Source organism: Dactylosporangium sucinum (assembly GCF_014647515.1).
Classification (GTDB): Bacteria; Actinomycetota; Actinomycetes; order Mycobacteriales; family Micromonosporaceae; genus Dactylosporangium; species Dactylosporangium sucinum.
Genome location: NZ_BMPI01000012.1, coordinates 91,018 through 114,531, shown reverse-complemented (window position 1 = coordinate 114,531; position 23,514 = coordinate 91,018). Strand labels below are relative to the sequence as shown.

The window sequence follows — 23,514 nt, the reverse complement described above, 5'->3', positions numbered from 1 at the left end:
GAAGGCGGTGGTGGCGATGCGGCAGACTGTACGGCTGGGCCGGCTCGCTGGCATCCCGGTCGGGGTGCACTGGTCAGTTCTCGTGATCATGCTGCTGCTCGTGCAGGGGCTGGCAGACGTGATCCTGCCCCGCGGCGCCCGGGGGTATGCGCCGGTCGTGTACTGGGTTGTGGCGGTGGTCGTGGCGGTGCTGTTCCTGGCCGCCCTGCTGGCCCACGAACTCGCCCACTCGCTGGTCGCCCGGCACTACGGGGTGCGGGTCCGCGCGATCACGCTGTGGCTGCTCGGTGGCGTCTCCGAGCTGGACGGCGAGGCTCCGCACGCGCGCGCCGACCTGCTGATCGCGCTCGCCGGGCCGTTGGTGAGCCTGGCCGGGGCCGGGGTGTTCGCCGCCGGCGCAGCCGTTGCCTCCGTCCTGGGTGGCGGCGCGCTGGCGGTGACCGGGCTGGTGTGGCTGGCCGTCGTCAACGCCATTCTCGGGGTGTTCAACCTGCTGCCTGGCGCACCGCTGGACGGTGGCCGGGTGCTTGCCGCCGTCCTGTGGTGGGTCCGGGGCGACCGGGCGGCCGCCCGCCGCGCCGCGGGCCGCGTGGGGATGGTGCTCGGTGGCGTGCTGATCGCCGCTGGTTTCGTCGAGGTGCTGCTGACCGCCAACTTCAGCGGGTTGTGGCTGGTGGTGCTGGGCTGGTTCCTCGTGATGGCCGCCCGTGCGGAAACCGTCGACGTGATGCTGCGCAAAACGCTGGCCGGGATCCGGGTCGGCGACGTCATGACGACACCGGCCGTGTACGGCTACACGAGCCAGTCGGTCGCCGACTTCGTCGCCACCGTGGCCCGCCGCCACCCGCACCGCATCTTCCCGGTCCTGGACCTGGACGGACGACTGGCCGGCCTGGTCAGCCTCACCCGGCTGGCCAAGGTTCCCACCGCCGACCGCGGCACGGTACGCGTGGGCGAGGTCGTGTCGGTGCCGGTCGACCGCACGCGCGTGCTGGACCCGGCCACGGCGCTGGTCGACGCCGCTCCGGCCCTGTTGTCCGGCGGTCACCGGCTGGCCCCGGTCGTGATCGACGGCCGGTTGACCGGGATCGTGACGCACCGCGACGTGGCCCGCGCCACCGAGCTGGCCGAGCTGGGCGTCACGCCGGACCGCGGCGGCAGTGCCGAAACCACGTCGGGAACCCAGATACCGGCGGACCCCGGCCGGTGACGGGCCTCCGGGCGCCGATGCGCTCGCATCGCACGGCGTCCGCCGCGGGCGCCGACCGCAACAGGCGGAGCACGGCCGCGCCGATCAGGTAGGCGAGCAGGCCGGCGGCGGGCATCCCGGCGAGGTAGTCGCCCGTCCTGGGGGCCAGGCTGTTGCTGAGCAGTCCGGCGACGACCGCCGTCAGGGCGGCGACGGTCAGCCCGGCGCGCACCGCCGGTGTGGTGATGGCGCGCACCAGCCACGACGGCAGCCGACCGGACGGGGCCGGCCGGTGCACGCTGCGCAGTTCGATGCGGCCGAACACCGCGACCAGCCCGGCCAGGATCAGCATCAGCGCCATCAGCCAGGGCGCCCGCCACAGCCACCAGTCGCGGGTGGCCACGGCCGGTGTCGGCAGCGCATGCAGGGCGTTGAGCACGCCGACGAGCAGCAGTACCGCGCTCATGTGCCACAGGAAGACGGTGAGCACGACCGCGTTCACCGCGACGACCGCCTGCCACGGTCGCGAGCGGCGCAGCCAGCGCTCGGCGGGGTCGCGCAGCATCAGCACCAGGCCCAGCTGGAAGACGGTGGCGGCCAGCAGCCCCAGCGACGGCGGCGACGCGTTCTGCAGCCGCTCCCCGGACACGTCGATCATGCTGACCGGGTAGGGCCCGACCACGGTCAGCAGCACCAGCGCGGCCAGACCGGCGGCCAGCAGCGGCACCCACACGCGGGGCCGGCTCGGCAGCCGGCCGTCCCGCCACGCGAATCCGACCTGATGGATCGCCAGCCAGCCGAACAGGAAGTTGCCGGCGCCCAGGGCGGCCATCCCGGACAGCCGGGCGAGGTCGCCGAGTGCGACCAGGACGGTCTGCACGAGCAGCGCGCGCCAGCCGAAGCGTTGATGCACGCGGTACATGAACGGGGTCAGCAGGATCACGACGAGGTACGCGGACAGGAACCACAGCGGGATCGAGGCCGTCCAGACCGCCAGGCGCGTGAGGCCGGGGGCGGCCCCGGCCAGTCGGGCGACGAGCGCGCCGGCGGCGAGCACGAGGAACAGCGTCGTGGTCGGGCGGACCAGGCGCCCGCCGCGATCCTGCAGCCACGTGACCGTGTCGCCGCCGCGGCGGCGGTGCGAGGCCAGCGACGCGGCGTTGGCGTACCCGCCGACGATGAAGAACAGCGGCATGACCTGCGCCAGCCAGGTGATCGGGTACGCCCACGGCAGCGACCCGAGCGCCGAGTACCCGGTCAGCTGCCCGCGCGTGTCGTAGCCGATCACGCTGATCAGCCAATGGCCGAGCACCACCGCCGTGATCGCCGCCGCGCGCAGCAGGTCCACGTACCGTTCGCGCGAGGGCGGCGTCCGTTCGGCCCGTTGCCGCAGCGCCCGCACGGGGAAAGCCTATTTCGCACCGGCGGGCCGGATCCCGCGCGAAGAAAAGATCATGAGCCGCGGGTGGTTTGTCGCCGGTGCCCGGGTGGTATTTGGGGGTTTGGTCCAGGTGAGGAGGGGCCATGTTACGCAATCGACTTGGACTTGCGCTCAGCACCGCCGTGCTCGCCGGAGTCGCTGCCGGGGTACCGGCGGTGGCGAGTGCCCAACCGAGCCCGCCCGCGCCGAGCCCGGGCTCGACAGCGGGCGCGATGGGACACCACGGGGGCATGCTCAAGGGTGTCGAGCACGGCGAGGGCGTCGTCCAGACCAAGCAGGGGCAGGTGCACGTCGCCCTGCAGCAGGGCACGCTCACGTCGGTCTCGGGGTCGTCGGTCACCGTGCAGTCGGCTGACGGATGGACCAGGACGTGGACGCTGAGCAACAACGTCCGGGTCTTCGAACTCAGGCACACGCTGCAGCCCAGCACCCTGACGACCGGCGAGAACATCGCGGTTGCCGGGACGACCAGCGGCACCGGCGCCAGCGAGACATACACCGCGCGGTTCGTGCGGCTGCACGAGCACGCCGGCATGCAGCAGTCGGCTCCGGCGGCACCGTCGCCCGGCGCGACGTCATCACCTTCCGGCATGTAGCGCCACCGCTGCGCCGGCATGAGGCAGGCTCACGTCGCCTCCCGGGGCGGCGTGAGCCTGCGCAACCAGTTTCCGGCCCGCACCTGATCGTGCACCCCTCCTCGGCCGGACGCACCACTGGAGCGGCGATGAACGATCGGGCATTCGCCGGGGTACTGTCCCGCCGGCAGGAACTGGCGGAGCTGGGTGTGTTCCTGCTGGTACTCGTGCCGCCGCTGGTGCTGTCGTTCTTCGCGGCCGGACAATCCACCGCGTCGTTCCCGCTGCTGGCCGGCGCGACGATCGCGCGCGACGTGAGCCTTGTCGCCCTCGTCCTGCTGCTGCTCGCTCGTGCCCGGCAGCCGGTCGCGGCCGTCGGCTGGGTCGGCCGGGCAGCCGGTCGCGAGATCGCTCTGGGGGTCGCCCTGTCGATTCCGGTCCTGGTCGGGACGCAAGCCCTGGACCTTGCCCTGCGCAACGCCGGCCTGTCCGGGCCACCGCCGTCCGGCACCGGCCTGACACCCACGCCGGGTAGCGGTGGGCTCCTCCTCGCCGTGGTGCTCGTCGCGGTGGTCGCCGTCGCCGAGGAGACGATCTTCCGCGGATATCTGATCCTGCGGATCGCCGGCGTCTTTCGCAGCCGTTGGTTGGCGGTGCTGTTGTCCTCCGTGATCTTTTCCGTCGGGCACGGATATGAGGGCAGCGCGGGCGTGCTGACGGTGGCTGTGACCGGCCTGGTCTTCGCCGCCGTCTATGTCTGGCGGCGAAGTCTCGTGGCGCCGGTGGTGATGCACTTCCTGCTGGACTTTCTCGCGATCGTGGTGGCACCGCTCCTGCTCCGCTGAGCCGCGACCACGGGCCGCCTCCTTCCACCACGCCGCGGTCCGGTGTCGCCCGGCGACCGATCGCACCGGGGACGAACGGCACCGGTCCGATCAGGAACCGCGCCCGCATCGCGGCGCAGGGTGTTTCAGCCGGGCCGGTGCGGGCACCCGACCGTCGATGGCGTCGGCCCCATCCGTATCCGCGCCATCGACCTACCCACGGGAGGCGCTGATGAGTTTCCAGGACAAGGTCCAGCACAAGGCCGAAGAGGCCAAAGGCGCAGCCAAGGACAAGGTCGGCGACGTGACCGACGACGAGCGCCTGCAGGCCGAAGGCCGGTCGGAGCGCAGCTCCGCGAACGTCAAGCAGGCCGGGGACAAGGTGAAGGACGCGGCTCGCAAGGGCAAGGACGCCCTGAGCTGACCCGGCGGCAACACCCAGTGGATCGGACTGCGTGCAGGGCGGTGCCACCGGCACCGCGCTGCACCCGTCCGCTATCGACCGAGAAGGCGGTCGATGCCGGTGGACGATGCCGGGCGGGCGAGGTAGCTGCCGCTGGCCCGGTCGCAGTCCAGGTCGTGCAGTGTCTCGTACTGACCGAGGTTGGTCACGTCTGCGGCAGCCACGGTGAAATCGAGGTCGTGGAGCATGTCGATGAGCCAGGCTGTGCGCGTTGTCGCCGAACGGTAGTGTTCAGCGTCCTGCACCAGATGCCGGGTGAGCGCAGGGTCGAGATTGACCGTCTGGACCGGTGTGTCGATCAGCATGGCCTGGCCGGCGCCGACGATGTTCGCGGCGAGGACCACGCCCAGCCGGTGCAGCTGCTGGAGAGCGGCCGAGACGTCTTCGGTCGGGCAGCGCAGGGCCTCGTCGTCGATGGCGAGGTGCAGGCCGCGTGGCGGCAGGGCCGAGGCGTCGAGCAGCGCCGCGACCGACGGGACGAATCCGGGCTTGCGCAGATGCGCCGAGCTCAGGTCGACGGTCACGAAGAGGGGGAAGGGACCGTCGTGCCAGCGGGCCGCCTGCGCGCAGGCCGCCCGCAGGACGACCGCCTCGACCGACGGACGTATGCCGGCCTCGTCGGCCAGGTCGAGCATTGCCCGTGCCTCGATCGTCGTACCGCCGGCACTGCGCCAGGCCGGGCTTGCGCCCACGCCGACGATCGCCGAATCGTGCACCCGCAGGATCGGCTGATAGAGCACATCCATGCTGGTGGCCGGAGCGGCGCGCAGTTCGTCGACCAGTCGCTGGCGGCGTGCGACGCTGTCGCTGCGGGAGGCGTCGAACAGCGCCCAGGAACTGGCGGAGGAGTCCGCTCGCGCCCAGTGCAGCGCGGTTTTGGCGGCGCGCAGCAGGGCCGCGGTCGTCGCGCCTTCCGCGGCCTGCTCCACGACGCCGACGCAGACCCTGAGCGGGGACCAGCGATGGCCCGCTGTCGGTTGCGCGAGGGCCCGCAGCGCGACCTCGGCCGCCTTGATGCCGTCGTCCGGACCGGTCGTATTCTCGCTGACGAGCACGAACTGTTCGTCGCCGACCTGAGCGACGAAGTAGTCGCGTTCGGTCGCGATCTCACGCAGGCGCGCCGCCGCGTTCCGCACGTCCTGATCGCCGATGGCCGGCGTCCGGCCGCCCGGGCTCGGATGGTCCAGGGCGATCTGGCACACCGCGACGCGTGAGCCGGGCTTGCCGGCCAGCACCTGGTCCAGGTAGCCGAACAGGCGGATCCGGTTCGGCAGGCCGGTCATCGGATCGTGGTGCAGGCTGGACCGGGCCTGGTCCTGCAGTTGCTGCTGATGCTCACGCCATGCCGCTCGTTCGTCGCGGGCGTTGGCCTCCGCCGCGTCACGAACGTGTGCGGTGAGCGCCGCGACGAAGCCCGCCACCACGTCGTCGAGCAGGGCCGGCAGCAGTGCGGCTGGGCCCGATCCCTCGATCCGGAGGTCCTGCAGCAGGCGTGACCGCAGGACGCGCAGGCTCGCGGCCAGCGTCTGCGGGTCGGTCATCGCGTGACGCACCAGCTGCCGCCCGAGCCACTGCCCGATGTCCGGCCGGCCCGTCGTCCCGGTCAGCGCCTCCGCCAGCCGGTCGGTGAGCTCGTGCAGGACGCGGCGGCGCCGATCCCTGCCGCCCGCCACAGGCCCCGTGCGGGGAAGCGCGTCGTCCCATACCCGCGCGAACGCGGCGGCCGCCCCGATCTCTCGTCGCGGCCACGGCGTCGACTCGCCGGTTGCGCCGGGTGGATCTGCTGGATCTGATGGATCTGGTGGTGGAACTGCTGGCATCTTCTTGAGACCCGTCCATGCCTGGCCGGGCACGGCGCATCACACGTCGCTCCCGGCTGTCCCGAGCTGCCGACCCGAGGATTGACCGATACCGCTGCTTCGCCCACTCCGGCAACCAACGCGTACTCCGCGGAACCAGTATGCCGTTATACCGCGCTCCGACCTCCCGCGGTCACCCTTCCAGGGGACATCGAAAAGGCCCGAAGAGGTGGCCTGTCGGTCAATCGCGCGGGACGCGGTGCGGGCCGTGCGCTCAGTCGCGCGCCGCCTGCTTGCGGGCCACCGCACCGACGGCGTCCACCGGCCGGCCATCGTGTTCCTCCTGTTCGGGACGCCAGAGATTGACGGGCACGATTCCGGGCGACATAACGTCCCAATCGTCGAGCCACGTCGCGATCTGTTCGACCGGCCGGGCCCGAAACGCCGTCGGGGTGCGTCGATACATGCGGCTGACCGCTGCCTGACCTGCCGCGTCCTCGACGGCCGGAACGCCGTGGGAGATCGCCAGGAAGCTTCCCGAAACCAGCGCGTCGGAGAACTGCCGGATGATGCGCGGTGGATTGTGGTCCTCCTCGACGAAATGCAGCACCGCGACCATCAGCACGGCAACCGGTTCCGCAAAGTCCAGGATGCCGAGGATCTCGGGGTGACTGACGATGCTCTCGGGATCCCGCAGATCGGCACGCACGGTCACCACCCGCGGGTCGTCGCCCATGATTCGCCGGCCGTGCGCCACCGCGACCGGATCGATGTCGACATACGCGACCCTCGCCGCCGGTGCCGCCTCGTGCGCGACCTCGTGCACGTTGCCGAGCGTCGGAATCCCGGACCCGAGATCGAGGAACTGCCGCACACCCGCGTCCACCAGCCACCGCACCACCCGACCGAGATACTCCCGGTTGGCGTGCGCAAGTTCGATGACATCGGGCCACGCGCGCGCCGCTTCCTCGACAAACTTCCGGTCGACGTCGAAATTGTGGAAGCCGCCGAGCGCATAATCGTAGGCCCGTGCCGCATTGGGTATTGTGATGTCCACATCGTGGGAGAACCATTCCGCCAACGCTCTACCTTCCTCCCCGGCGGTCGCCGCGACTGACCACCGTGACGGCCGCCCGGATCTCGTATGGACACGGCAGACGCCGTGTTTCGCCGTCGCGCGCACGACGTTCCCGTGCCCGGCCCCAGTCGTGCAACAGGCCTCAGGCCACCGAGGCTCCCGGGGGCTCGATTCGCAGCATCCGGCCCCTCACCGCCACCTGCCTCGGCGCGACGTCGGCGCCGGTCGTGTTGAGCTGGACGCCCTCGATGATGTACCAACGCTCACCCTCGTACACCTCCGGGCTCGCCCAATGCACCCGCTCGACCCGCATCCTGAGGATGCCAACCCCGTACCGGTAATCCCGTTCCTGGAAGACACGCACGAGCGCCATGCACGCTCAACGAGCATTCCTCGCGTTGGGCTATGTGCCCATACCCAAGTGTCCAGAACGTCGCTTTCCGGCGGATGCCGGCGCCGGCGGCGGCCCGGGTTCGTCCGGGGCGAGCGGCGCCGAGGGCGCGGGGGGTGCATGGCGCACGTCGACCTCGCCGACGAGTCAATCTCCCGCCTCGAAGCGCGATTGCCGGCGTGCGTCGCGCCCGCGGCGGACCGCCCCCGACACGCTGCTGCCGAAGAGCCACACCGCTACGACGAAAACCGGGACGACCACCCAGGATCGCCAGGTGCCCTCCGCCAGCACGTCTGGCACCCGGACGGCCGTGAAAGCGACCAGGAGCCCGAGCAGCGCAGGTCGCTTCCAGGGGATCCCTGACTTCGCCATCGCAGTTACTCCGTTTCGCTCTGTGAAGCTGTAGCGCTGCGCCGGCGTACGGCAAGTGTAGATGCCGCGGGCTGGTTTCACGCTTGTGCGCCGTTTCGGTCCGCCGTGCCGAGGAGGCCGCCGGACCGCCGCGACCACAGCTCGGCGGAGCGCCCGCCGCGATCCGGCAGCCCTCACGCCCCGTGCTGTTGGTCGTCGAGCACCCGCCGCAGGAGGCTGGTGAACTGCTCGCGCTCGGCGGTGGTGAGCGGTGCGAGCAGCGCCTGCTGTGCCTGCGCCACCGCGTGGTTGAGCCGGTCCAGGTGACGCCGCCCGGCCGTGGTGATCGTGATGACGTTGCGGCGCCGGTCGTCCGGGTCGGGGGAGCGCTCGATGAACCCGTCCGCCGCGAGCTCGTTGAGTGCGGCGACGATGTCGCTGACGTGGATCCCGGTGTTCCGGCCGAGCGTCGCCTGGCTGGCCGGGCCGTGCTCGACGAGCGTGACGAGCAGCCGGAAGTGGTAGCCGCGCGCGCCGAAGGCGTCGAGCCGCTCGCTGACCAGCCGGTAGGCGTGCGCGGCGGCCTGCCCGAGCAGCCAGCTCGGGAAGTCGCTCATCCGGATCGGGTCGTCCATGTGATCAGCTTAACGAAACGTTTGCTCGACCAACGATTCAGGGCTTATCGTTGGACGACCGAATGTTCGCCTGGCCAACGGTTTGGAGTTCGGCAGTGGCACTCGACATGACGATGATGTACCTGTTCCACGACGCGCTCGGCCGCGAGCTGCAGCGCATCACCAAGGTCACCGCCCGCACCGACGACGACCCGGCGCACGTGCTGCGCACCGCCGTCGGGTGGGAGCTGTTCAAGCGGTACCTCACCGTGCACCACACCGCCGAGGACGCGCTGGTGTGGCCGGTGGCGACGGCCGTGCTGACCGAGCGCGCCGACGGCGACGTCGCGGACTCCGACGGACTCGCGCTGCTGGCCGCCATGGAGGCCGAACACGCCGGGATCGACCCGCTGCTCGACGCGATCGACGCGGCGCTCGCCGACCGCGACACCGGCCCGGCGCGGCTCGGCGAGCTGACCGACGCGCTGTACACCGGCCTGTCCGCACATCTGCGCCACGAGGAGCGGGAGACCCTGGCCCTGCTCGACGCCACGCTCACGCAGGAGCAGTGGGGCCGCTTCGGCGCCGAGCACGCCCGGCGCGTCGGCGACGACGCCCGGCGGTACCTGCCGTGGATCCTCGACGGGCTGGCGCCGGACCGGGCCGCGCGGATCCTCGCCGGCATGCCGGAGCCGATCCGCGCGGCGTACCACGACGAGTGGAAGGTCGAGTTCGAGCGCCTGCGGCTGTGGGGGTGAGCCCGCAGCCGACCGCCTAGCCGGGCGCGATGAGCGCGACCGGCTCCGGACCGACGGCGACCAGGTCCGTGTGCCAACCGGCGAGCGCATCGCGCCACACCGCCGCTTCGGCCGGCTGGACGTGGCTTCGCACCAGCCAGACCCGGCCGCCGGGACCGGCCAGCCGGCGTGCCTCGTCCAGTGCCGCGGCGACGGCGGTGTGGTCGCGATCCGCCGCCACGATGATCCGGTCCTCCGGCCGGTACCGCACGTACCAGCCGGTGGCCTGGACTCCGCCGCGGACGAACTCGGGCCGGTTCGCCGGCCAGTAGTAGGCGAAGCCGTACTGGCCGGACATGTTGACGAGAATGAGGTCGCCGGGCCGGTGGTGGCCGGCCACGTACGTGACCTGCGCTCGAACGTCCTCGTCCGGGCCGGTGATCCGCGTCGCCCGGTTCGCCAGCCCGTACCCGGCCGCCGCCACCGCGACGACGGCCACCAGCACGGCCGGCGAGCGGCGCAGCCGGCCGGTCAGGAGGCCGGCCACGCCGACCAGCCCGACGCCGGCGATCGCCGCTGCGAGGACCAGCAGGAAGTGCGAGGTGCGCAGGTCCAGCAGCGGGTAGGACCGGGTGACGCCGCCGGCCACGGCGACGGCGGGCAGCAGCGCCACCGCCGCGGCGGTCGCCGGGCGGCGCCGCCACGCGACGGTGACCACGCCGGCGCCGGCGAGCAGGACGAAGACCGGCCACGGCAGGCCCAGCGCCGGCTGCAGCTCCTCCAGCCGGCGGTGCAGGTACTGCGGTAGCTCCGCGCCGGCCGGGAAGTAGCCGTCCCAGTAGTCGATCAGGTGGTCGTTGCGGTTCGCCCGGTCGACGGTCAGGTAGATCGTCGCCATGCCGAGTCCGGCGAGCCCCGCGACCGCGGTGGCGCGGACCAGCCGGGCGCGCTGCCGTGACCACGCGGCGGCGCCGAGCATCGCCGCCAGGACGACGGCGCCGACGAGCGCGGCCGGGTGGCTGAGCAGCATGCCGAGCACGGCCCCGGCGCCGACCGCGACGAGCCGTCGCAGCGACCACGACCGCTCCGCCCAGGCGAGCAGGAGCACCAGCGCCAGCGCGACCGCGGCGTCGGCGGTGTACTGCTTCAGGTCGTGGCGCAACTGCTGCGCCGGCAGCAGCGCGACGGCCGCCGCCGCGCACAGCCCGGCGACGACGCCGGTGCTCCGGCGGGGCCAGTCGAGCAGGCGGCCGAGGCCGTAGCCGAGGCCGGCCGAGACGGCCAGGAACAGCCAGGGCACGAGGCGCTGCACCTGCCCGGCCGGCGGCAGCAGCCAGACCAGGAACGTCCAGCCGACCGGGGTCGATGAGGTGACCACCGGGAGGTCGGCGAGCGGGGCCTTGGTGGCCAGCGCCACCCACGACTCGTCCAGCCAGTACGGCTCGCGCAGCAGTGGCGCGATCGGGTGTACCAGCACGACCAGGACCGCCAGCGCGAGCATCGCGGACCCGTCAGCTGCGCGCAGCGGTCCGTCCGGTCTCACCCGGAGGTCCTCCGCGCCGGACGGCGAGCGAGGTACGCGGCCGTCGCCGCCGCCGCGGCCAGCGCGAGGTCCGCGGCCGTCATCAAGGCCCGGGACAGCACGGTCACCGCCGTCGCCTGCCCGACGGTGAGCTGCGTCCCGAGCAGGGCCACCAGCAGTACCTCTCGAACACCGACCCCGGCCGGTGCCACCAGCATCAGAAATCCGAGGCACCAGGCCAGGGCGAACCCGCCGGTCGACACGAGCGCGGCGCGGACCGTGTCGGCACCCAGTGGCCAGCCCAGCGCCGCGACGTGCGCGCCGAGCAATACCCAGGACAGCACGGCCCATCCCACCGCGGCGATGATCGTCCGGCTGGACAGCGGCTCCGGCAACGGCGGACGGCGAGCCAGCCGCAGCGCGCCGCCGACGACCCGGTTGACCAGCCTCGGATGCAGCAGCACGGCCAGGAGCGGCAGGCCGAGCAGGAGCCACCAGGACCGGCTGCCGACCCGGTCACTGGCGAACGGCAGCACCACCACCGCCGTGAGCAGCCCGGCACCGAGTGACACCGCCATCGTGAGCGCGGCCGCGGTCGCGGTACGGCTGCGCGGCACCTGATGCGCCCGGGCGAGCTCCATCTGGGCCAGCACCGACCACATGGACCCGGGAAGGTACTTGGCGAGCTGCCCGACGAAGAAGGTCTGCGCCGCGGGCAGCGGCCCCAGTGGCGCGCCCAGACCCGCCAGCAGGACCCGCCACACCTGCATGGTGGCGATCAGTCCGACGACCACGAGCCCGGCCGCGCCCAGCAGGGCGCCGGCGCGGACCTCACCCAGGGACGTCGCCAACGCCGTTCGCTGTACCACGAGGGCGTAGAGGCCCCCGGCGATCGTGGCGGCGAGGAAGGTCCGCCGGGTCCACCGGTGCGCGAGGAAGCTCTGCAGCCGCCGGGCGAGGACGACCCATCGCGGCGTGTCGGCTGATCGGGCAGGCTCAGGCACGATCGGAGCCTATCGGCGGGGGCGCACCCGAGCGGCGGCGCCAGGGCGGTACGCCGATCCACACCACGACGAGCAGCGCCGCGGTCGCCGCGCTCAACCAACCGCCGAGCCTGCCGTGCGGGGCGGAGAACGTCAGCGCGACCCGGTGCTCGCCGGCGGGCACGGCGACGGCGACGACGCCGTGGTCGGCGGGCAGCAGCGGGACGCGCCGCCCGTCGACGGTCGCGGTCCAGCCGGTCTGGTCGGCATCCGCGACGACGAGATAGCCGCTGGTCTCGGCGGACACGGCGACGTCGACGACGTCGTTGTCGTCGGCGTCGATCCGCAGCCCGGCGCTGCCCCCGCCCGACGGGGCAGCCGGTCCCGACAGCAGCACGGTTCGCGCGTCGACCGCGCCGGTCGCGAGCATGTCCAGCCGGCGGTCCGGGGACTGTTCGACGACCGAGCTGCCGGCCCAGCGGATTCGCGGCAGGGCGCGGTGGCGCTCGTAGATGACGGTCGAGCCGGCGTAGGCCAGCCGCAGCCCGTCGTCGTCGGCGGCGACGGTCGGGATGGTGACCGACCCGGCGTCGGCCTGCACCTGGACGGCGGCTGTCCCGCTGAGGGCCAGCGTGACCGTCGCCGGTCCACCCGGTTCGAACTCCGCGACCGGCAGCAGCCAGGGCTGTCCCGCGGTCAGGTCGGGGACGGGGTAGGTCGTGTCGGCGACGGTCGCACCCGACCCGTCGCGGACCGTGATCCGCAGGCGGGCGTCGGGCCCGGCCGAGGAGGTCTCGGCCGGGATGATGCCGATGCCGCGGATGCTGCCGGACAGCGCCGCGGCGACGCTGACCGGACGGTCCGGTTCGAGGGTCATCGTGCTGTCCGGGAGCGGCTGCGCGGCGGACGATCCGAAGATCACGGCCGACGGCGCGGTGACGAAGTACCTGACCCCGAGACGGTCCAGGATCGTGCTGGTCGCCTGCGCCACGTCAGCGTCGAACGTGACGTAGGTCGGCGACGGCACCGCGGTGCCGGGTGCGGCGGCGAGCAGTTCGGCGAACGAGCGCTGCAGGAACGCGTGGCCGTTGAGGGAGCGCAGGCGGTACGCGGTGCCGGTGCCCATGATGAGGGCGTCGCCGCCGGCGGCGAACCGTTCGTGGCCCAGGCCGTCGGCCAGGTACTGGTGGGTGTCGGTGACCGGGTAGAACGTGGCCCGCGACGAGTGGGGCCAGTACTCGTGCACGAACCAGCCGGCCTGGCCGCCGATCTGCAGGAGCAGCGCGCCCGCGGCCACCGGCCCGGCGACTCGACGCCACCGCCGGCTGCGGGCCACGACGGCGCACAGGACGGCGCAGCCGACCAGCACACCGCCCACGATGACGGCCCGGTCGTAGCCGTCGACGGCGGCATGAGCGCCGGCGATCTGCCGGCCCCGCCAGACCACGGCGACAGCCCCGGCCGCGGCGAGCAGCCACACCGCCGCCGGTGTCAGCCACCGGCGGCGGCGCCCGGCCGCCGGCGAGCGGCTCGTCAGCAGGAGCTCGAAGCCGACCGCGCCGAGCGCGGCGAGCAGGAAGCCGAAGATGCTGCGGGCCCGGCCGATGAAGTTGCCGGCGAACAGGCCGCCGACGCCCGGCGCGTGCTGCAGCATCGCCAGCAGCGGCCCGCCGGCGAAGATCAGCACGCCCCAGAGCAGGACGCCGGCGACGAGGAAGGCCCAGACGCCCCGGGGAAGGCCGACCCGGCCCGCCCGGGCCAGTCCGAGCGCCGCCACGGCAAGCACGAGGGTCGCGGCACCCGTGTAGCACAGCGACTCGACGATGTTCTGGTCGAGCAGGAACTGCTGCCGGTCCGGATCGGCCGTGCCGAGCGCGAACGGGGCGACCGCGGTGACGAGGGCGGCGGGGTCGAGGTGCTGGCCCGGCGTCTGTGCCCGGCCCTCGATGTACCAGGACCGGTAGAACCCGACGAACGGCAGCAGTTGGAACGCGGCGAGCCCGACCCCGGCCAGGACACCGCCGGCGGCGCCCGCGAGACGCACGACCGCGGTCCGCAGCCCTTCGGAGTGCTCCGCCGCCACCCGGGCCAGCGCGTAGGCGCCGGCGGTGAGCAGCGTGTATCCGGTCACCGCGGGGAAGCCACCCAGCAGCATCGCCGCCACCGGCACCGCGATCAGCGCCGCGTCACGCGCCCGGCGCAGCTGCAGGAACCGCTCGACGGTCCAGAACGTCGCCGGGATGAAGGCGGCCACCTGCGTCTGCGGGAAGTCGAGCCAGACGAGCATGAAGGCGCTGGTGGCGAACATCAGCCCGCCGCAGAGCGCCGCGGCCCGGCTCAGCTGCCACCGGCGCAACAGCAGGAAGCCGCCGCCGACCGCGCAGGCGATCTCGAGCAGTTCCTCGTATGCCGGTGCCAGCCACGTCGGCAGCAGGTAGTACGGCAACGACAGCGGCGAGAACAGCGCGGTGTTCGGCACCGCGGCCAGCGGCGTCCCGCCCGCCTCGTACGGGTTCCAGCCGGCGATGTCGCCCCGGTCGAGAGCGTGCTTGAACAGCATGGCGTTCGGCAGCTGGGCGGTGTAGATGTCGTCGAGCCAGGCGTTGTCCACCGGCTCGCGCGGCGTCCCGGCCGCCGCGTACGGGCTGCCCGAGACCATCTCGTCCGTCGGCGCCAGCACCGTGCGCCCGCTGAGGGGGCCGGCCAGCCCCCACAACGCGAACAACACCACCGCCACCACGGCGACAGTGGAAAGGGAGCGCCCGGCGGTCGGGTGCCGTGACATGGTTACGCTCCGGGCCGCGACCGCACGATGAGGTCGGCGAGCAGCGCCATCGAGCCGATGATCAGCCCGGTCATGACGACCATGATGGTGTTCGTCGCCACCCGGACCGGGTGCACGGCGATGTCGAAGACGCTCTTCGCGGCGCCGAGGGCCAGCAACGTCAACGCGATCGGCATGAGCGCCTTGAGCGGGTTGAAGTACATCACCATCCGCACGACCTGCAACAGGTAGCGGTAGGCGTCGGTGACGAAGCGGAACTTCGACTTGCCCGCTCGCTTGGCGTAGTCGATCGGCACGTAGGTGATGCCGTGCCGGTTGGACAGGAACGCGAGGGTGATCGTGGTGACGCACGAGAAGCCGGGCGGCAGCAGCTGCAGGTACGGCTCCGCGACGCGGCGACGGAACGCCCGCAGTCCGGAGTTGAGGTCCGGGATCGGCTGCCCGACGAGCCACTCGGCGATCTTGCGAATGGCCCACTTCGCCGGGATCCGCAGCAGCCGGTGGCTGCCCTGCTCGGAGGTGCGGGCGCCGACGACCTGGTCGATGCCGGGGTCGGCGTAGAGCAGGTCGACCATCTCGGGGATGCGCTCGTTGGGGTAGGACATGTCCGCGTCGGTCCACACCACGACCTCGCCGCGGGCCATCCGGGTGCCGATCCGCCGGACGGTGCCGGCGCCGCCGTTGCGGTGCAGCGCGATGACCCGCACGTTCGGCAGCGTGGGCTCCGCCTGCCGGAGGATCTCCAGCGTCCTGTCGGTGGACGCGTCGTCGATCGCCAGGATCTCGTAGCGGTATGCGCTGGCGTCCAGCGCCGCGCAGATGCGCTGGAGCTCCGCGTGGACGTGCGTCTCCTCGTTGAAGCACGGCAGCACGACCGTGACGTGGGGCGCCTCGGACTGGCCGCCGGTGGTGCCGGCGGCCGCGTCGGCCCGCGGGTACATGGTGACGTCGTTCATCGGGGGTCAACCTCCGTCGTTGAGCCGCTCCGCGTCGGCTCGTCGTCGTTTGGGTGTGGCAGGCGTGCCCTGGCCACCAGGCCAGGACCGGTCCCGGGTGCGGCGCGCTGCATCCAGCGGAACGGCGCGGTTCCCCAGCGATGCAGCAGGCCACGCAGCCGCGCCGACGGCTGCAACAGCCGCCCCGACGCCGCCGACCGCTCGTGGCCCGACGTGCCCCGCACGCCGGCCAGTCGCCGGCTGGCCAGCAGGTTGCGGCCGGTCTCCAGCAGGTAGCCGAGCGGCATGCCGTAGTGGCGGACGTCCACGTCGACCAGGCCGGCGTCGGTCAGCAGCGCGTGGAGCGCCGCCGGGTCGTACCGGCGCACGTGGCCGACGAGTTCGTCCGCGGGCCCGTACCGGTGCTGGTAGGCCGGCACGGACAGCAGGAGCCATCCGCCCGGCCGGAGCCGGTCGCGCCACGCTCGGACCGCCTCCGCGTCGTCGTCGAGATGCTCCAGTACCTCGAATGCGCAGACGACGTCGAACAGGGCGGCCGGCAGCCCGTCCAGCCGCGTGTTGACGACCCGGCCGGCGCCCGCCATGCGCAGCCGCTGCTCGGCCACCCGGAAGGAGGACAGGTCCGGCTCGACGCCGACGTAGTCGCAGCGCTGTGCGAGACGGGCGCCGAAGCCGCCCTGGCCGCAGCCGATCTCCAGCACGTCGGCGGCGCCGGCCGGGAACATCCTGGCCACGACGTCCAGCCGCAGCCAGGCGTTGGGGGACAGCGGCGCGATGCGGTCCATCGCTGTGCTCATGTGGGTTGCCCCGTTCCGTCGACGGCGAGCGTGTCCAGCCGCTGCCAGAGCGGCAGCACGACCTCGTGAGCGGTGAAGCGTCGCTGGGCCATGGACCGGGCCTCCTGCCGCAGCCGGACCAGCTCGTCGCGGTCGGCGGCCAGCCGCTCGAGCGCCCCGGCGAGGGCGGCGGCGTCGCCCGGCGGGACCAGCAGCCCCGCCCCGGCGAGCGCGCGGCGCTGCGGCCCGGTGTCGGCGGTGACGATCGCGCACCCCGCGGCCGCGCCCTGGAACACCTTGTTCGGCACCACCCGGTGCGCTTTGCTGGTGGTACCGAAGATGCCGAGGCAAACGTCGTGATCCGCCACGACCCGCGGCAGCTCGTCGGGGGAGACCCACGGCAGCCAGCGCACGGCCGCGCCGGCGGCGGCGCGCCGGGTGGCCTCCTCGTCCTGGCCGTGCCCGATCAGGGTGAACGAAACCGGGCGGTCGGCCAGCAGCGCGGCGGCCGCGCCGATCGTGGGCGCGCCCTGCAGCGGCGTGTACAGGCCGAAGAACACCACCCGCAGCGGCCGTTCGCCGGGCGCGTCGGCCCGGGCGGCCGCGTCGAACCACGCATCCGGTGCGCCGACGGCGCACACGACGCCGCGCTCCCGCACGTCGGGCGGCAGCGAGACGCGCTGCTCGTCGGTGTCGACGACCACGACGTCCGCGCGGGACCAGGCCGCGCGGTCGGCGGCCCGCAGCAGGCGCTGCCGGACCCCACCCCCGAGGCGACGGTCGGCCGCGGTCTCGGCCGCGCCGGTCATGTGGTCCAGGACGATCGGCGTCCGCCGGAAGAGCATCCGGGCCAGGTGCACGTCCAGCAGGCCGAGGTAGCCGACGACCACGGCATCGGTCGCGGCCCGCTCCGCCGGGTCCATGCGCCGCACCATCCGCAGCAGGCGCCACCACTGCCGGGCGACCCGCGCCGCGAGCAGCGGCAACCGCCACGGCCGGCGAACGGCGGCGATCCGCTCGGCGGTGCTGATGCGCAGCGGTGCGTTGCACTCCACGACCTCGGCGCCGCGGGACCGCAGCCCCTGTGCGAGCACGAGCACCCGTGGATGCGCACCGCTGTCGTAGGTGCCGAAGAACACGATCCGTCGATCAACCTTCATGCGTCACGCCCGAACAATCCAGCACTCCAACCGTCGCGGGTCGGTTCCGTCCGGCCGCCGCACCAACTGGTGCTGGTCCTCCTGCGTGTCCAGGTACACGACCTTGTCCAGCGGCAACCCGTAGGGCAGCAGCGTCAGCGTCGACGACGACATGAGCACCGGATCCCGGCCGGCCGCCCGGACCCCGGCGACGGCCGTCGCGATCCGCTCGACGGTCGGGTCGTCCAGCGCGGCCACCGGTACACCGCACTGGTTGCGCACCGTCGGCGCCCACTGGGTGTCCATGAGAATCACCGAGTCGGTCGGCCGCAACGCCCGGCACACCGCGGCCGCGGCGGCCGGTTCGCCCATCTCGGTGCGCAGCGGGGCGAGCTGCGCCGTCACGAGGGCACCCGGCACGACCGCCGCCACCAGCAGCAGCGGCGTCCACCGCAACACCCGCCGGGTCGCGGCCGAGCGGCCGGCCCGCGCCGCCCGGGCCAGGGCGAACACCGCGAACAGCACCACCGCCGGCAGTACTTCCACGACCAGTCGCCGGTCCGCCCACGGATGGTCCGGCGTGATCGCCGGGCGCAGCAGCGTCGCGACGCCGGATCCGCCGTACACCAGCAGCACCGGCAGGAGCCGCCAGTCCCGGCCGCGGGCCACGCCGGCCGCGGCGGCCATGGCTCCGAACCATGCGAGCACCAGCGCCGGCCAGCCCACGTACCACGACACCCACGACAGGCTCTGCTCCGCGTAGCCCCGGGTGCCGTCGACCGGCAGCCCGAGCCGCAGCTGGTGCGACGCCACGTAGTCGATCGTCCCGGCGGCGGTGATCGACCGGTCGACGTACAGCAGCGGCCGGGCCGCCAGCAGGACGCCGGCGACCGCCACCGCCACCGCCACGGCCGCCGCGACGGCGATCGAACGCCGCCGGGCCGGCCGCGCGGCACCGCCCCGCCACCGCAGCGCCACGACCGTGATCAGGGTGCCGGCGGTCGCCGCGACGAGCAGCAGCACCATCAGCCGCACCGAGACCCAGTTCACCTGGAGGTAGGGCCAGGTGACGAACCGGGCGTCGAGGAACCCGAGCCCTCCGCCCACGACGGCGCCGGCGACGAACGCCGCCGCCCCGGCCCGCCGCCGCAGGAACCACCACCCGATCACCGGCACGACCAGCGCGAAGTCCACGCCCATGTCGAGCCGCACCAGCTCCCCGCCGGACAGCACCAGCCCGGCCAGGCCGAGCAGCACACCGGCGTCGCGGCGCACCGACGCGTCCGTGCGCGACCGCGTCCGACCGGCGGCCACCGACCAGCCGTCGATCAGCAGGCTGATGCCGCCGGCCAGCATCAGGCAGGCGAGCGGCTCCGAGTACGTCGTCTGGCTCACCCGCAGCATCGGCCACGCCAAGGCCAGCAACAGCGCCGCCGGTGCCGCCCACCGCGCCCCGCACAGCCGCGCCGCCAGACCGGCGACCGCGAAGACCGCCGCACCGCCGACGACGGCGGGCAGCACGAACATGCCCGGCCAGCCGTCCAGCCAGAAGGCGGCCGCCAGCATCGTCGGCCACCCGGTCATGAACTGCGGCACGATCAGCCCGTCCTGCACGAAGAAGCCTGGATGGGCGAAGGTGACCGCGTTGGCGGCCGACCCGAACGCGTCGGCGGGAATCGGCGTGGTCAGTCCCGGGTGTCCGCTCAGCCACAGCCCGACCTGGGCGTAGGTGCCGGCGTCGCGGTGCAGCACCGCCTGCTCGCTGTGGGTCGCGGCCGCCAGGATCGCGAAGCCCACCGCGACGGCGGCCGTGGCGACCACCGACCACCACGGTGCCGGACGAACCGGAACCGCACGCAGCCGTGGCATGGCCCACCGCAGCAGCAGTACCGCGGTCGCGCCGGCGAGCGGCAGGACGAGCCAGGCGTGGAAGCCGCCGACCGCCGCCAACGGCACCGCCACCACCAGCCACGCGATCGCCAGCAGCACCGGCAGCACCGAGGCGACCAGCAGTACCCGACCGGCCAGATCCTCGCGGGCGGCGAGTCGCTGCAGCCTCGGTTGCCGGCCCGGACCGGCCCGGTCGGCGACGGTGGCGGGGCCGGGCACGTGCTCGGGCCTGCAGTGCGCAGTCACCGTGCCTCGCATCCGAGCGGAGCAACCGCACCGGCGCGGCACCGGCGGTCGAGCGCCGGGGCCTCGGCGGCATGAGACGTGGCGGGGAACACGGAGCATTTCCTCGGGGTAGACGGATAGCGGTCGGGCTCGGTCAGAGCAATGTCGATGACGGCGCCGTCACGGGTGACGACGCGGGCGTCTCGGGTGACTCCGGCGGCGACGGGGAGTCGGCCGGCGCCGACGACGAGACCGCGGGCGAGGGGGACGGGGACGGTGTCGGCGGCGGGTTCGGCACGCCCGGCCGGGTTGTGCGGCGCGGACCGACCGAGGCGGTGGTCGGCGGCCGGTGCGGCGGCGTCGCTACCGGTGCACAGAACCGCTGGGCGATCGGGACCTCGTCGCACACGCCGTCCGTGGGGGCCGGCACCGTGGCCTGCTGTGGCAGCCGGTCGAACCAGGGCAGCGCACCCGGTGCCGCCTGCGCCACGGCCAGCAACGTCAGCACGGTGACGGCGGCGGCGCCGGCGACCAGCGTGGTCCGCTTCGTCCACCGTCGCGGGGAGCCCGGCGCCGGTACGGATTCGGCGCCGATCTCGGCAGCGGGTGGCACCGGGGCGGTGGCGATCTGGTCGAGCAGCCCGGCGGCGTCCGCGGCGGACGGCCGCCGGGCCGGGTCGTCGGCGAGGCAGCGTCGCACCAGCCCGGCCAGCTCGGCCGGCGTGCCGGGGCCGGCGACGGGCGCGAGGAGCAGGCCGAGCGCGTGGACGTCGCGAGCGGGCGCGTCGAGGTCGTCGGCGACGTCGACCCCAAAGCCGATCACCTTGACGCCGACGTCCGTCAGCACGATCTTCGCCGGGCTCAGGTTGCCGTGCGCCACCCATTGGCCGTGGGCGTGGGCCAGCGCCGCGGCGACGTCGGCTGCGACCCTGACGGCACGCCGCCAGCCCGCCGGTTCCGGCTCGGGCAGAGGGTGGCCGTCGGCAAACTCCATGACGATGTACGGGGTGCGGCCGCGGTCCGGCAGGTCGGCGATCCCGACGTCGTACACGGCGGCCACGAGTGGATGGGCGAGGCGCGCGCCGAGGCGTCCGGCGGCGAGGAACCGCTCGGTCGCTCCCGCCCGGCCGGGGGGCAGCACGCGCACGGCGACCCTGCGGCGGAGCAGTTCGTCCTGCGCCGACCAGAGCTCGGCGCTGGTGCCGGCGCCGGACCGGTGGAGCAGGCGGTAGCGGCCTTCCAGCAGCATTGGTTCGGCACCTCCCTCGGGCCGGCTCGGTACGGGCATGCGGCAGCCTGCGGAAACCTCCGCTGAACGGGCGGCTAGTCGCCGAGTCGCGCCCGCCGGTGGCCCGGCCGCGCGCAGGAGGATGCCGGCGACGGTCTCGTCACGGCGCCGGACATCTCGACGTCGCCCGGGGAGGCATGTTGTGCGGGCACGCCTGCGAGCGTTCTCCGCGAGTATGTCGGACGTTCCGCGCTTTTATGGCGATCATGTGACGAATTTCGTGGCCGCCGCGCCGCGCTGTCCGACGGGCAGGCGTGGCGCTGCGTGATCAGCCACTTGCCGATCGATGCCCCGGAACGGTGTGATCTTCCGGTGATCGATCTGGCGCGGGTTGCGAAATGGTGTTCCGGCGTGACGAAGTCGCGGGCGTTCGAGGTGGCGATCGTGCTGCTGATCGGCGCCAACGCGCTGGTCCTCGCCGTCGAGACCTATCCACACCTCGGCGCGATCGGCACGCTGCTGGACGAGCTGGAGTGGGTTTTCCGCGTTGCGTTCGTCACCGAGATCGCGATCCGGATCCTCGCCCACGGCCGCCGGCCGCAGGACTTCTTCAAGCAGGGCTGGAACGTCTTCGACTTCGTCGTGATCGCGGCCGCGTTCGTGCCCGGCCTCCACGGCGACTCGGCCGCCCTGCGGGTGATCCGCATCGCCCGCGTGGTCCGCCTGGTCCGCTTCTCGCCCGGGCTCCGCACGATCGTGACCGCGTTGCTGCGCAGCCTCCCCGGCGTCGGGGGCTTCCTGGCCCTGGCCCTGGTCACGCTCTACGTGTACGGGATGGCCGGGTGGCTGATCTTCGGCGAGACCTATCCGCAGGAGTACGGGACCATCGGCCGCGCCGTGCTGACCCTGTTCGTGCTGCTGTCGCTGGAGACGCTGCCGGAGCTGATCCAGCAGGGGATGGAGCTGTCACCCTGGACGCTCGTCTACTACATGAGCTACGTGCTGCTGACCGCGAACCTGCTGATGAACATCCTCATCGCCGTCATCGTCAACTCGATGGAGGAGGCCCGCCGCCTCGAGATGACCGACGGCCTGTCCCCGGACTACGACGGCGACGGCGACGGCGTGCCCGACGAGATCGACCGCATCGCCATCAGCCAGCGCCTCGACGACCTGCGCACGCTCCTGCAGGAGCTGGAACGCGACCTTCGCATCGACCGTGGGCCCGGGGGTTGACGGGCCGTGCCAGCATTGCCCGGGTGCGAACCGAAGACGAACTGGTGGCCATCGCCCGCGAGCACCTGCCCGCCGACGTCGCCGAGCGGTGGCTGGCGCTGCGGCTGCCGGCCGTGAGCCTCGTCCCGGTACCGGTCGGTGACGTGCTCACCCCGATCGTCGGGCAGCTCGGCGGGGAGCCGGCGCTGCCGGACGACGTGCCGTGGCCGGTCACCGACGACGGGCGGCCGCTGTACCACGTCGCGACCGTCGACTGCGCCGCGCTGCCCACGGCGGGCGCCGGGCTGCCGGACCGGGGGCACCTGCTGTTCTTCGTCGACGAGGCGCTCTTCGAGGACGACGCCGACCCGGACGAGCCGCCTCCGCCCGGGGCGGCTCGCCTCGTGCACGTGCCGGCCGGGCAGGCGGTGCGGCGCCGCGCCACCCCGGCGCAAGGCAACGCCTACGACCGGACCCGGCTGGCCGCGCGTGCGTGCGTCACGGCCCCGGCCGGCGACCATCCGGCCGTGTTCCAGGCGCTCGGCGACGCGGTGACCGAGCCCGGGCATCCGCTGCAGGCCCTGCGGTTCGCCGCGGCGCTCGCCGGCCCGGAGCCCGACCACCGGCTCGGCGGCCACCCGCAGCCACTGCGCGACTCCGTGGAGTTCGACGCCGCAGCCGCGTCGCTCGGCGGTGCTGCCGGCTGGCGCGACCCGGCGCTGCGGGCCGAGGCGCTGCGGTGGCGGCTGCTGGCCCAGTTCGACCGCGGCGACCCGGACATCGCCTGGCACGGCGACGACGCGGTACTGCTGTACTGGCTCATCCGCGCGGACGACCTCGCCGCCGGCCGCCTCGACCGCGTGTTCTTCACCCTGCGCCGCCCATACGGCAACGACGGATAGCGCGGTCGTCCGCCGCGGGCGCCGGGTCTCTCACCCGGCCTGCGGCGGCACCGCGGCCGCAGACTCCTGCGCAACGACGTCGAACACGTGGTCGACCCGGGCCAGGACGAACATCCGCCAGACCTCGGGCGGCACGGCGCGCAGCGTCAACCGGCTGCCCTGCCGCCACAGCGCCCGGTGGGCGTCGAGCAGCACGCCGATGCCGGTCGCGTCGATCCCGGAGCACCGGGAGAGGTCGACGATCAGGCGCGCCGGATGCCGGCTCAACGCGTGGGCCAGCATCGCCTGGCACCGGCGGACCGAGGCCACGTCGAGCCGCTCGGTGACCAGGACCTCGACATGGCCGGCCGGGCTCGCCGCCGTCGGGGTGGCCGGTTCCTGCGGTGCGCGTTCTGCGGTCATGTCAGCAGCGTTCGCCAGCAGTGTGGCGG

General features: G+C 73.3%; 21 protein-coding genes. 7 read left to right on the top strand and 14 right to left on the bottom strand.

The features are described 5' to 3' along the window. Positions 1–16 precede the first annotated feature (16 nt). Positions 17–1,210 carry a site-2 protease family protein gene (locus IEZ31_RS14725; RefSeq protein ID WP_190250394.1) on the top strand — a complete coding sequence of 398 codons (1,194 nt, stop codon included), beginning with the start codon at positions 17–19 and terminating at the stop codon, positions 1,208–1,210. Here the strand turns inward: IEZ31_RS14725 and IEZ31_RS14720 are convergent. Continuing rightward, the gene (locus tag IEZ31_RS14720) at positions 1,140–2,591 is read right to left on the bottom strand and encodes an acyltransferase family protein (protein WP_190250393.1); all 1,452 of its coding nucleotides are present in this window, start codon (positions 2,589–2,591) and stop codon (positions 1,140–1,142) included. The two genes, IEZ31_RS14725 and IEZ31_RS14720, sit on opposite strands and share 71 nt — an antisense overlap. A 251-nt stretch (positions 2,592–2,842) precedes the next feature. Here IEZ31_RS14720 and IEZ31_RS14715 point away from each other — a divergent pair, with 251 nt between their 5' ends. The 3 genes from IEZ31_RS14715 (at position 2,843) to IEZ31_RS14705 (ending at position 4,453) form a co-directional block, all read left to right on the top strand. Beyond that, a complete protein-coding gene (locus tag IEZ31_RS14715; RefSeq protein ID WP_190250392.1) occupies positions 2,843–3,226 on the top strand; it encodes a hypothetical protein in 384 nt (127 codons plus the stop codon). A 128-nt stretch (positions 3,227–3,354) separates the two neighbouring features. Further along, the gene (locus IEZ31_RS14710) at positions 3,355–4,050 is read left to right on the top strand and encodes a CPBP family intramembrane glutamic endopeptidase (protein ID WP_190250391.1); all 696 of its coding nucleotides are present in this window, start codon (positions 3,355–3,357) and stop codon (positions 4,048–4,050) included. Positions 4,051–4,261: 211 nt separating this feature from the next. Next, positions 4,262–4,453: a CsbD family protein gene (locus tag IEZ31_RS14705; RefSeq protein WP_190250390.1), complete on the top strand. Its 192-nt coding sequence runs from the start codon at positions 4,262–4,264 to the stop codon at positions 4,451–4,453. Positions 4,454–4,524: 71 nt separating this feature from the next. Here IEZ31_RS14705 and IEZ31_RS14700 read toward each other — a convergent pair whose 3' ends face one another. The 4 genes from IEZ31_RS14700 to IEZ31_RS14685 all read right to left on the bottom strand — a co-directional run bounded on the left by IEZ31_RS14700 (position 4,525) and on the right by IEZ31_RS14685 (position 8,746). Beyond that, positions 4,525–6,033 (bottom strand): GGDEF domain-containing phosphodiesterase, encoded by a 1,509-nt coding sequence (locus IEZ31_RS14700; protein WP_190250389.1) that lies wholly within the window; start codon positions 6,031–6,033, stop codon positions 4,525–4,527. 532 nt (positions 6,034–6,565) lie between these two features. Beyond that, positions 6,566–7,372, bottom strand: coding sequence for an SAM-dependent methyltransferase (locus tag IEZ31_RS14695; RefSeq protein ID WP_190250388.1), 807 nt, complete (start codon positions 7,370–7,372; stop codon positions 6,566–6,568). 139 nt (positions 7,373–7,511) lie between these two features. Next, on the bottom strand, positions 7,512–7,742 hold the full coding sequence (locus tag IEZ31_RS14690) for a hypothetical protein (protein WP_190250387.1): 231 nt from the start codon (positions 7,740–7,742) through the stop codon (positions 7,512–7,514). Positions 7,743–8,305: 563 nt separating this feature from the next. After that, the gene (locus IEZ31_RS14685) at positions 8,306–8,746 is read right to left on the bottom strand and encodes a MarR family winged helix-turn-helix transcriptional regulator (protein WP_190250386.1); all 441 of its coding nucleotides are present in this window, start codon (positions 8,744–8,746) and stop codon (positions 8,306–8,308) included. 95 nt (positions 8,747–8,841) lie between these two features. Between IEZ31_RS14685 and IEZ31_RS14680 the strand changes: the two genes are divergently transcribed. Beyond that, positions 8,842–9,483 (top strand): hemerythrin domain-containing protein, encoded by a 642-nt coding sequence (locus IEZ31_RS14680; protein WP_229835020.1) that lies wholly within the window; start codon positions 8,842–8,844, stop codon positions 9,481–9,483. Between the two features lie 16 nt (positions 9,484–9,499). Here the strand turns inward: IEZ31_RS14680 and IEZ31_RS14675 are convergent, their stop codons facing one another. The 8 genes from IEZ31_RS14675 to IEZ31_RS14640 form a co-directional block, all read right to left on the bottom strand. Continuing rightward, the gene (locus IEZ31_RS14675; RefSeq protein WP_190250384.1) at positions 9,500–11,005 is read right to left on the bottom strand and encodes a hypothetical protein; all 1,506 of its coding nucleotides are present in this window, start codon (positions 11,003–11,005) and stop codon (positions 9,500–9,502) included. Next, entirely contained in the window at positions 11,002–11,988 is a 987-nt protein-coding gene (locus tag IEZ31_RS14670) for a lysylphosphatidylglycerol synthase domain-containing protein (RefSeq protein ID WP_190250383.1), read from the bottom strand. Before IEZ31_RS14670 ends, IEZ31_RS14675 begins: the two co-directional genes overlap by 4 nt. Continuing rightward, positions 11,981–14,752 (bottom strand): YfhO family protein, encoded by a 2,772-nt coding sequence (locus IEZ31_RS14665; protein ID WP_190250382.1) that lies wholly within the window; start codon positions 14,750–14,752, stop codon positions 11,981–11,983. Before IEZ31_RS14665 ends, IEZ31_RS14670 begins: the two co-directional genes overlap by 8 nt. 2 nt (positions 14,753–14,754) lie before the next feature. Then, positions 14,755–15,708: a glycosyltransferase family 2 protein gene (locus IEZ31_RS14660; RefSeq protein WP_229835018.1), complete on the bottom strand. Its 954-nt coding sequence runs from the start codon at positions 15,706–15,708 to the stop codon at positions 14,755–14,757. Next, positions 15,705–16,505, bottom strand: coding sequence for a class I SAM-dependent methyltransferase (locus IEZ31_RS14655; protein ID WP_190250381.1), 801 nt, complete (start codon positions 16,503–16,505; stop codon positions 15,705–15,707). Before IEZ31_RS14655 ends, IEZ31_RS14660 begins: the two co-directional genes overlap by 4 nt. Next, entirely contained in the window at positions 16,502–17,644 is a 1,143-nt protein-coding gene (locus IEZ31_RS14650) for a glycosyltransferase (protein WP_190250380.1), read from the bottom strand. The genes IEZ31_RS14655 and IEZ31_RS14650 overlap by 4 nt, the downstream gene beginning before the upstream one ends. A gap of 3 nt (positions 17,645–17,647) precedes the next feature. Continuing rightward, the gene (locus IEZ31_RS14645; RefSeq protein WP_190250379.1) at positions 17,648–19,759 is read right to left on the bottom strand and encodes a hypothetical protein; all 2,112 of its coding nucleotides are present in this window, start codon (positions 19,757–19,759) and stop codon (positions 17,648–17,650) included. Between the two features lie 133 nt (positions 19,760–19,892). Next, the gene (locus IEZ31_RS14640; RefSeq protein WP_190250378.1) at positions 19,893–20,987 is read right to left on the bottom strand and encodes a protein kinase family protein; all 1,095 of its coding nucleotides are present in this window, start codon (positions 20,985–20,987) and stop codon (positions 19,893–19,895) included. A gap of 390 nt (positions 20,988–21,377) precedes the next feature. Between IEZ31_RS14640 and IEZ31_RS14635 the strand changes: the two genes are divergently transcribed. Next, positions 21,378–22,202, top strand: a complete 825-nt coding sequence (locus IEZ31_RS14635) for an ion transporter (RefSeq protein ID WP_229835016.1) — start codon at positions 21,378–21,380, stop codon at positions 22,200–22,202. A gap of 23 nt (positions 22,203–22,225) precedes the next feature. After that, the gene (locus IEZ31_RS14630; RefSeq protein WP_190250376.1) at positions 22,226–23,083 is read left to right on the top strand and encodes a DUF1963 domain-containing protein; all 858 of its coding nucleotides are present in this window, start codon (positions 22,226–22,228) and stop codon (positions 23,081–23,083) included. A 30-nt stretch (positions 23,084–23,113) separates the two neighbouring features. Here the strand turns inward: IEZ31_RS14630 and IEZ31_RS14625 are convergent, their stop codons facing one another. Next, positions 23,114–23,485, bottom strand: a complete 372-nt coding sequence (locus IEZ31_RS14625; protein WP_190250375.1) for an STAS domain-containing protein — start codon at positions 23,483–23,485, stop codon at positions 23,114–23,116. Between the last annotated feature and the right edge of the window lie 29 nt (positions 23,486–23,514).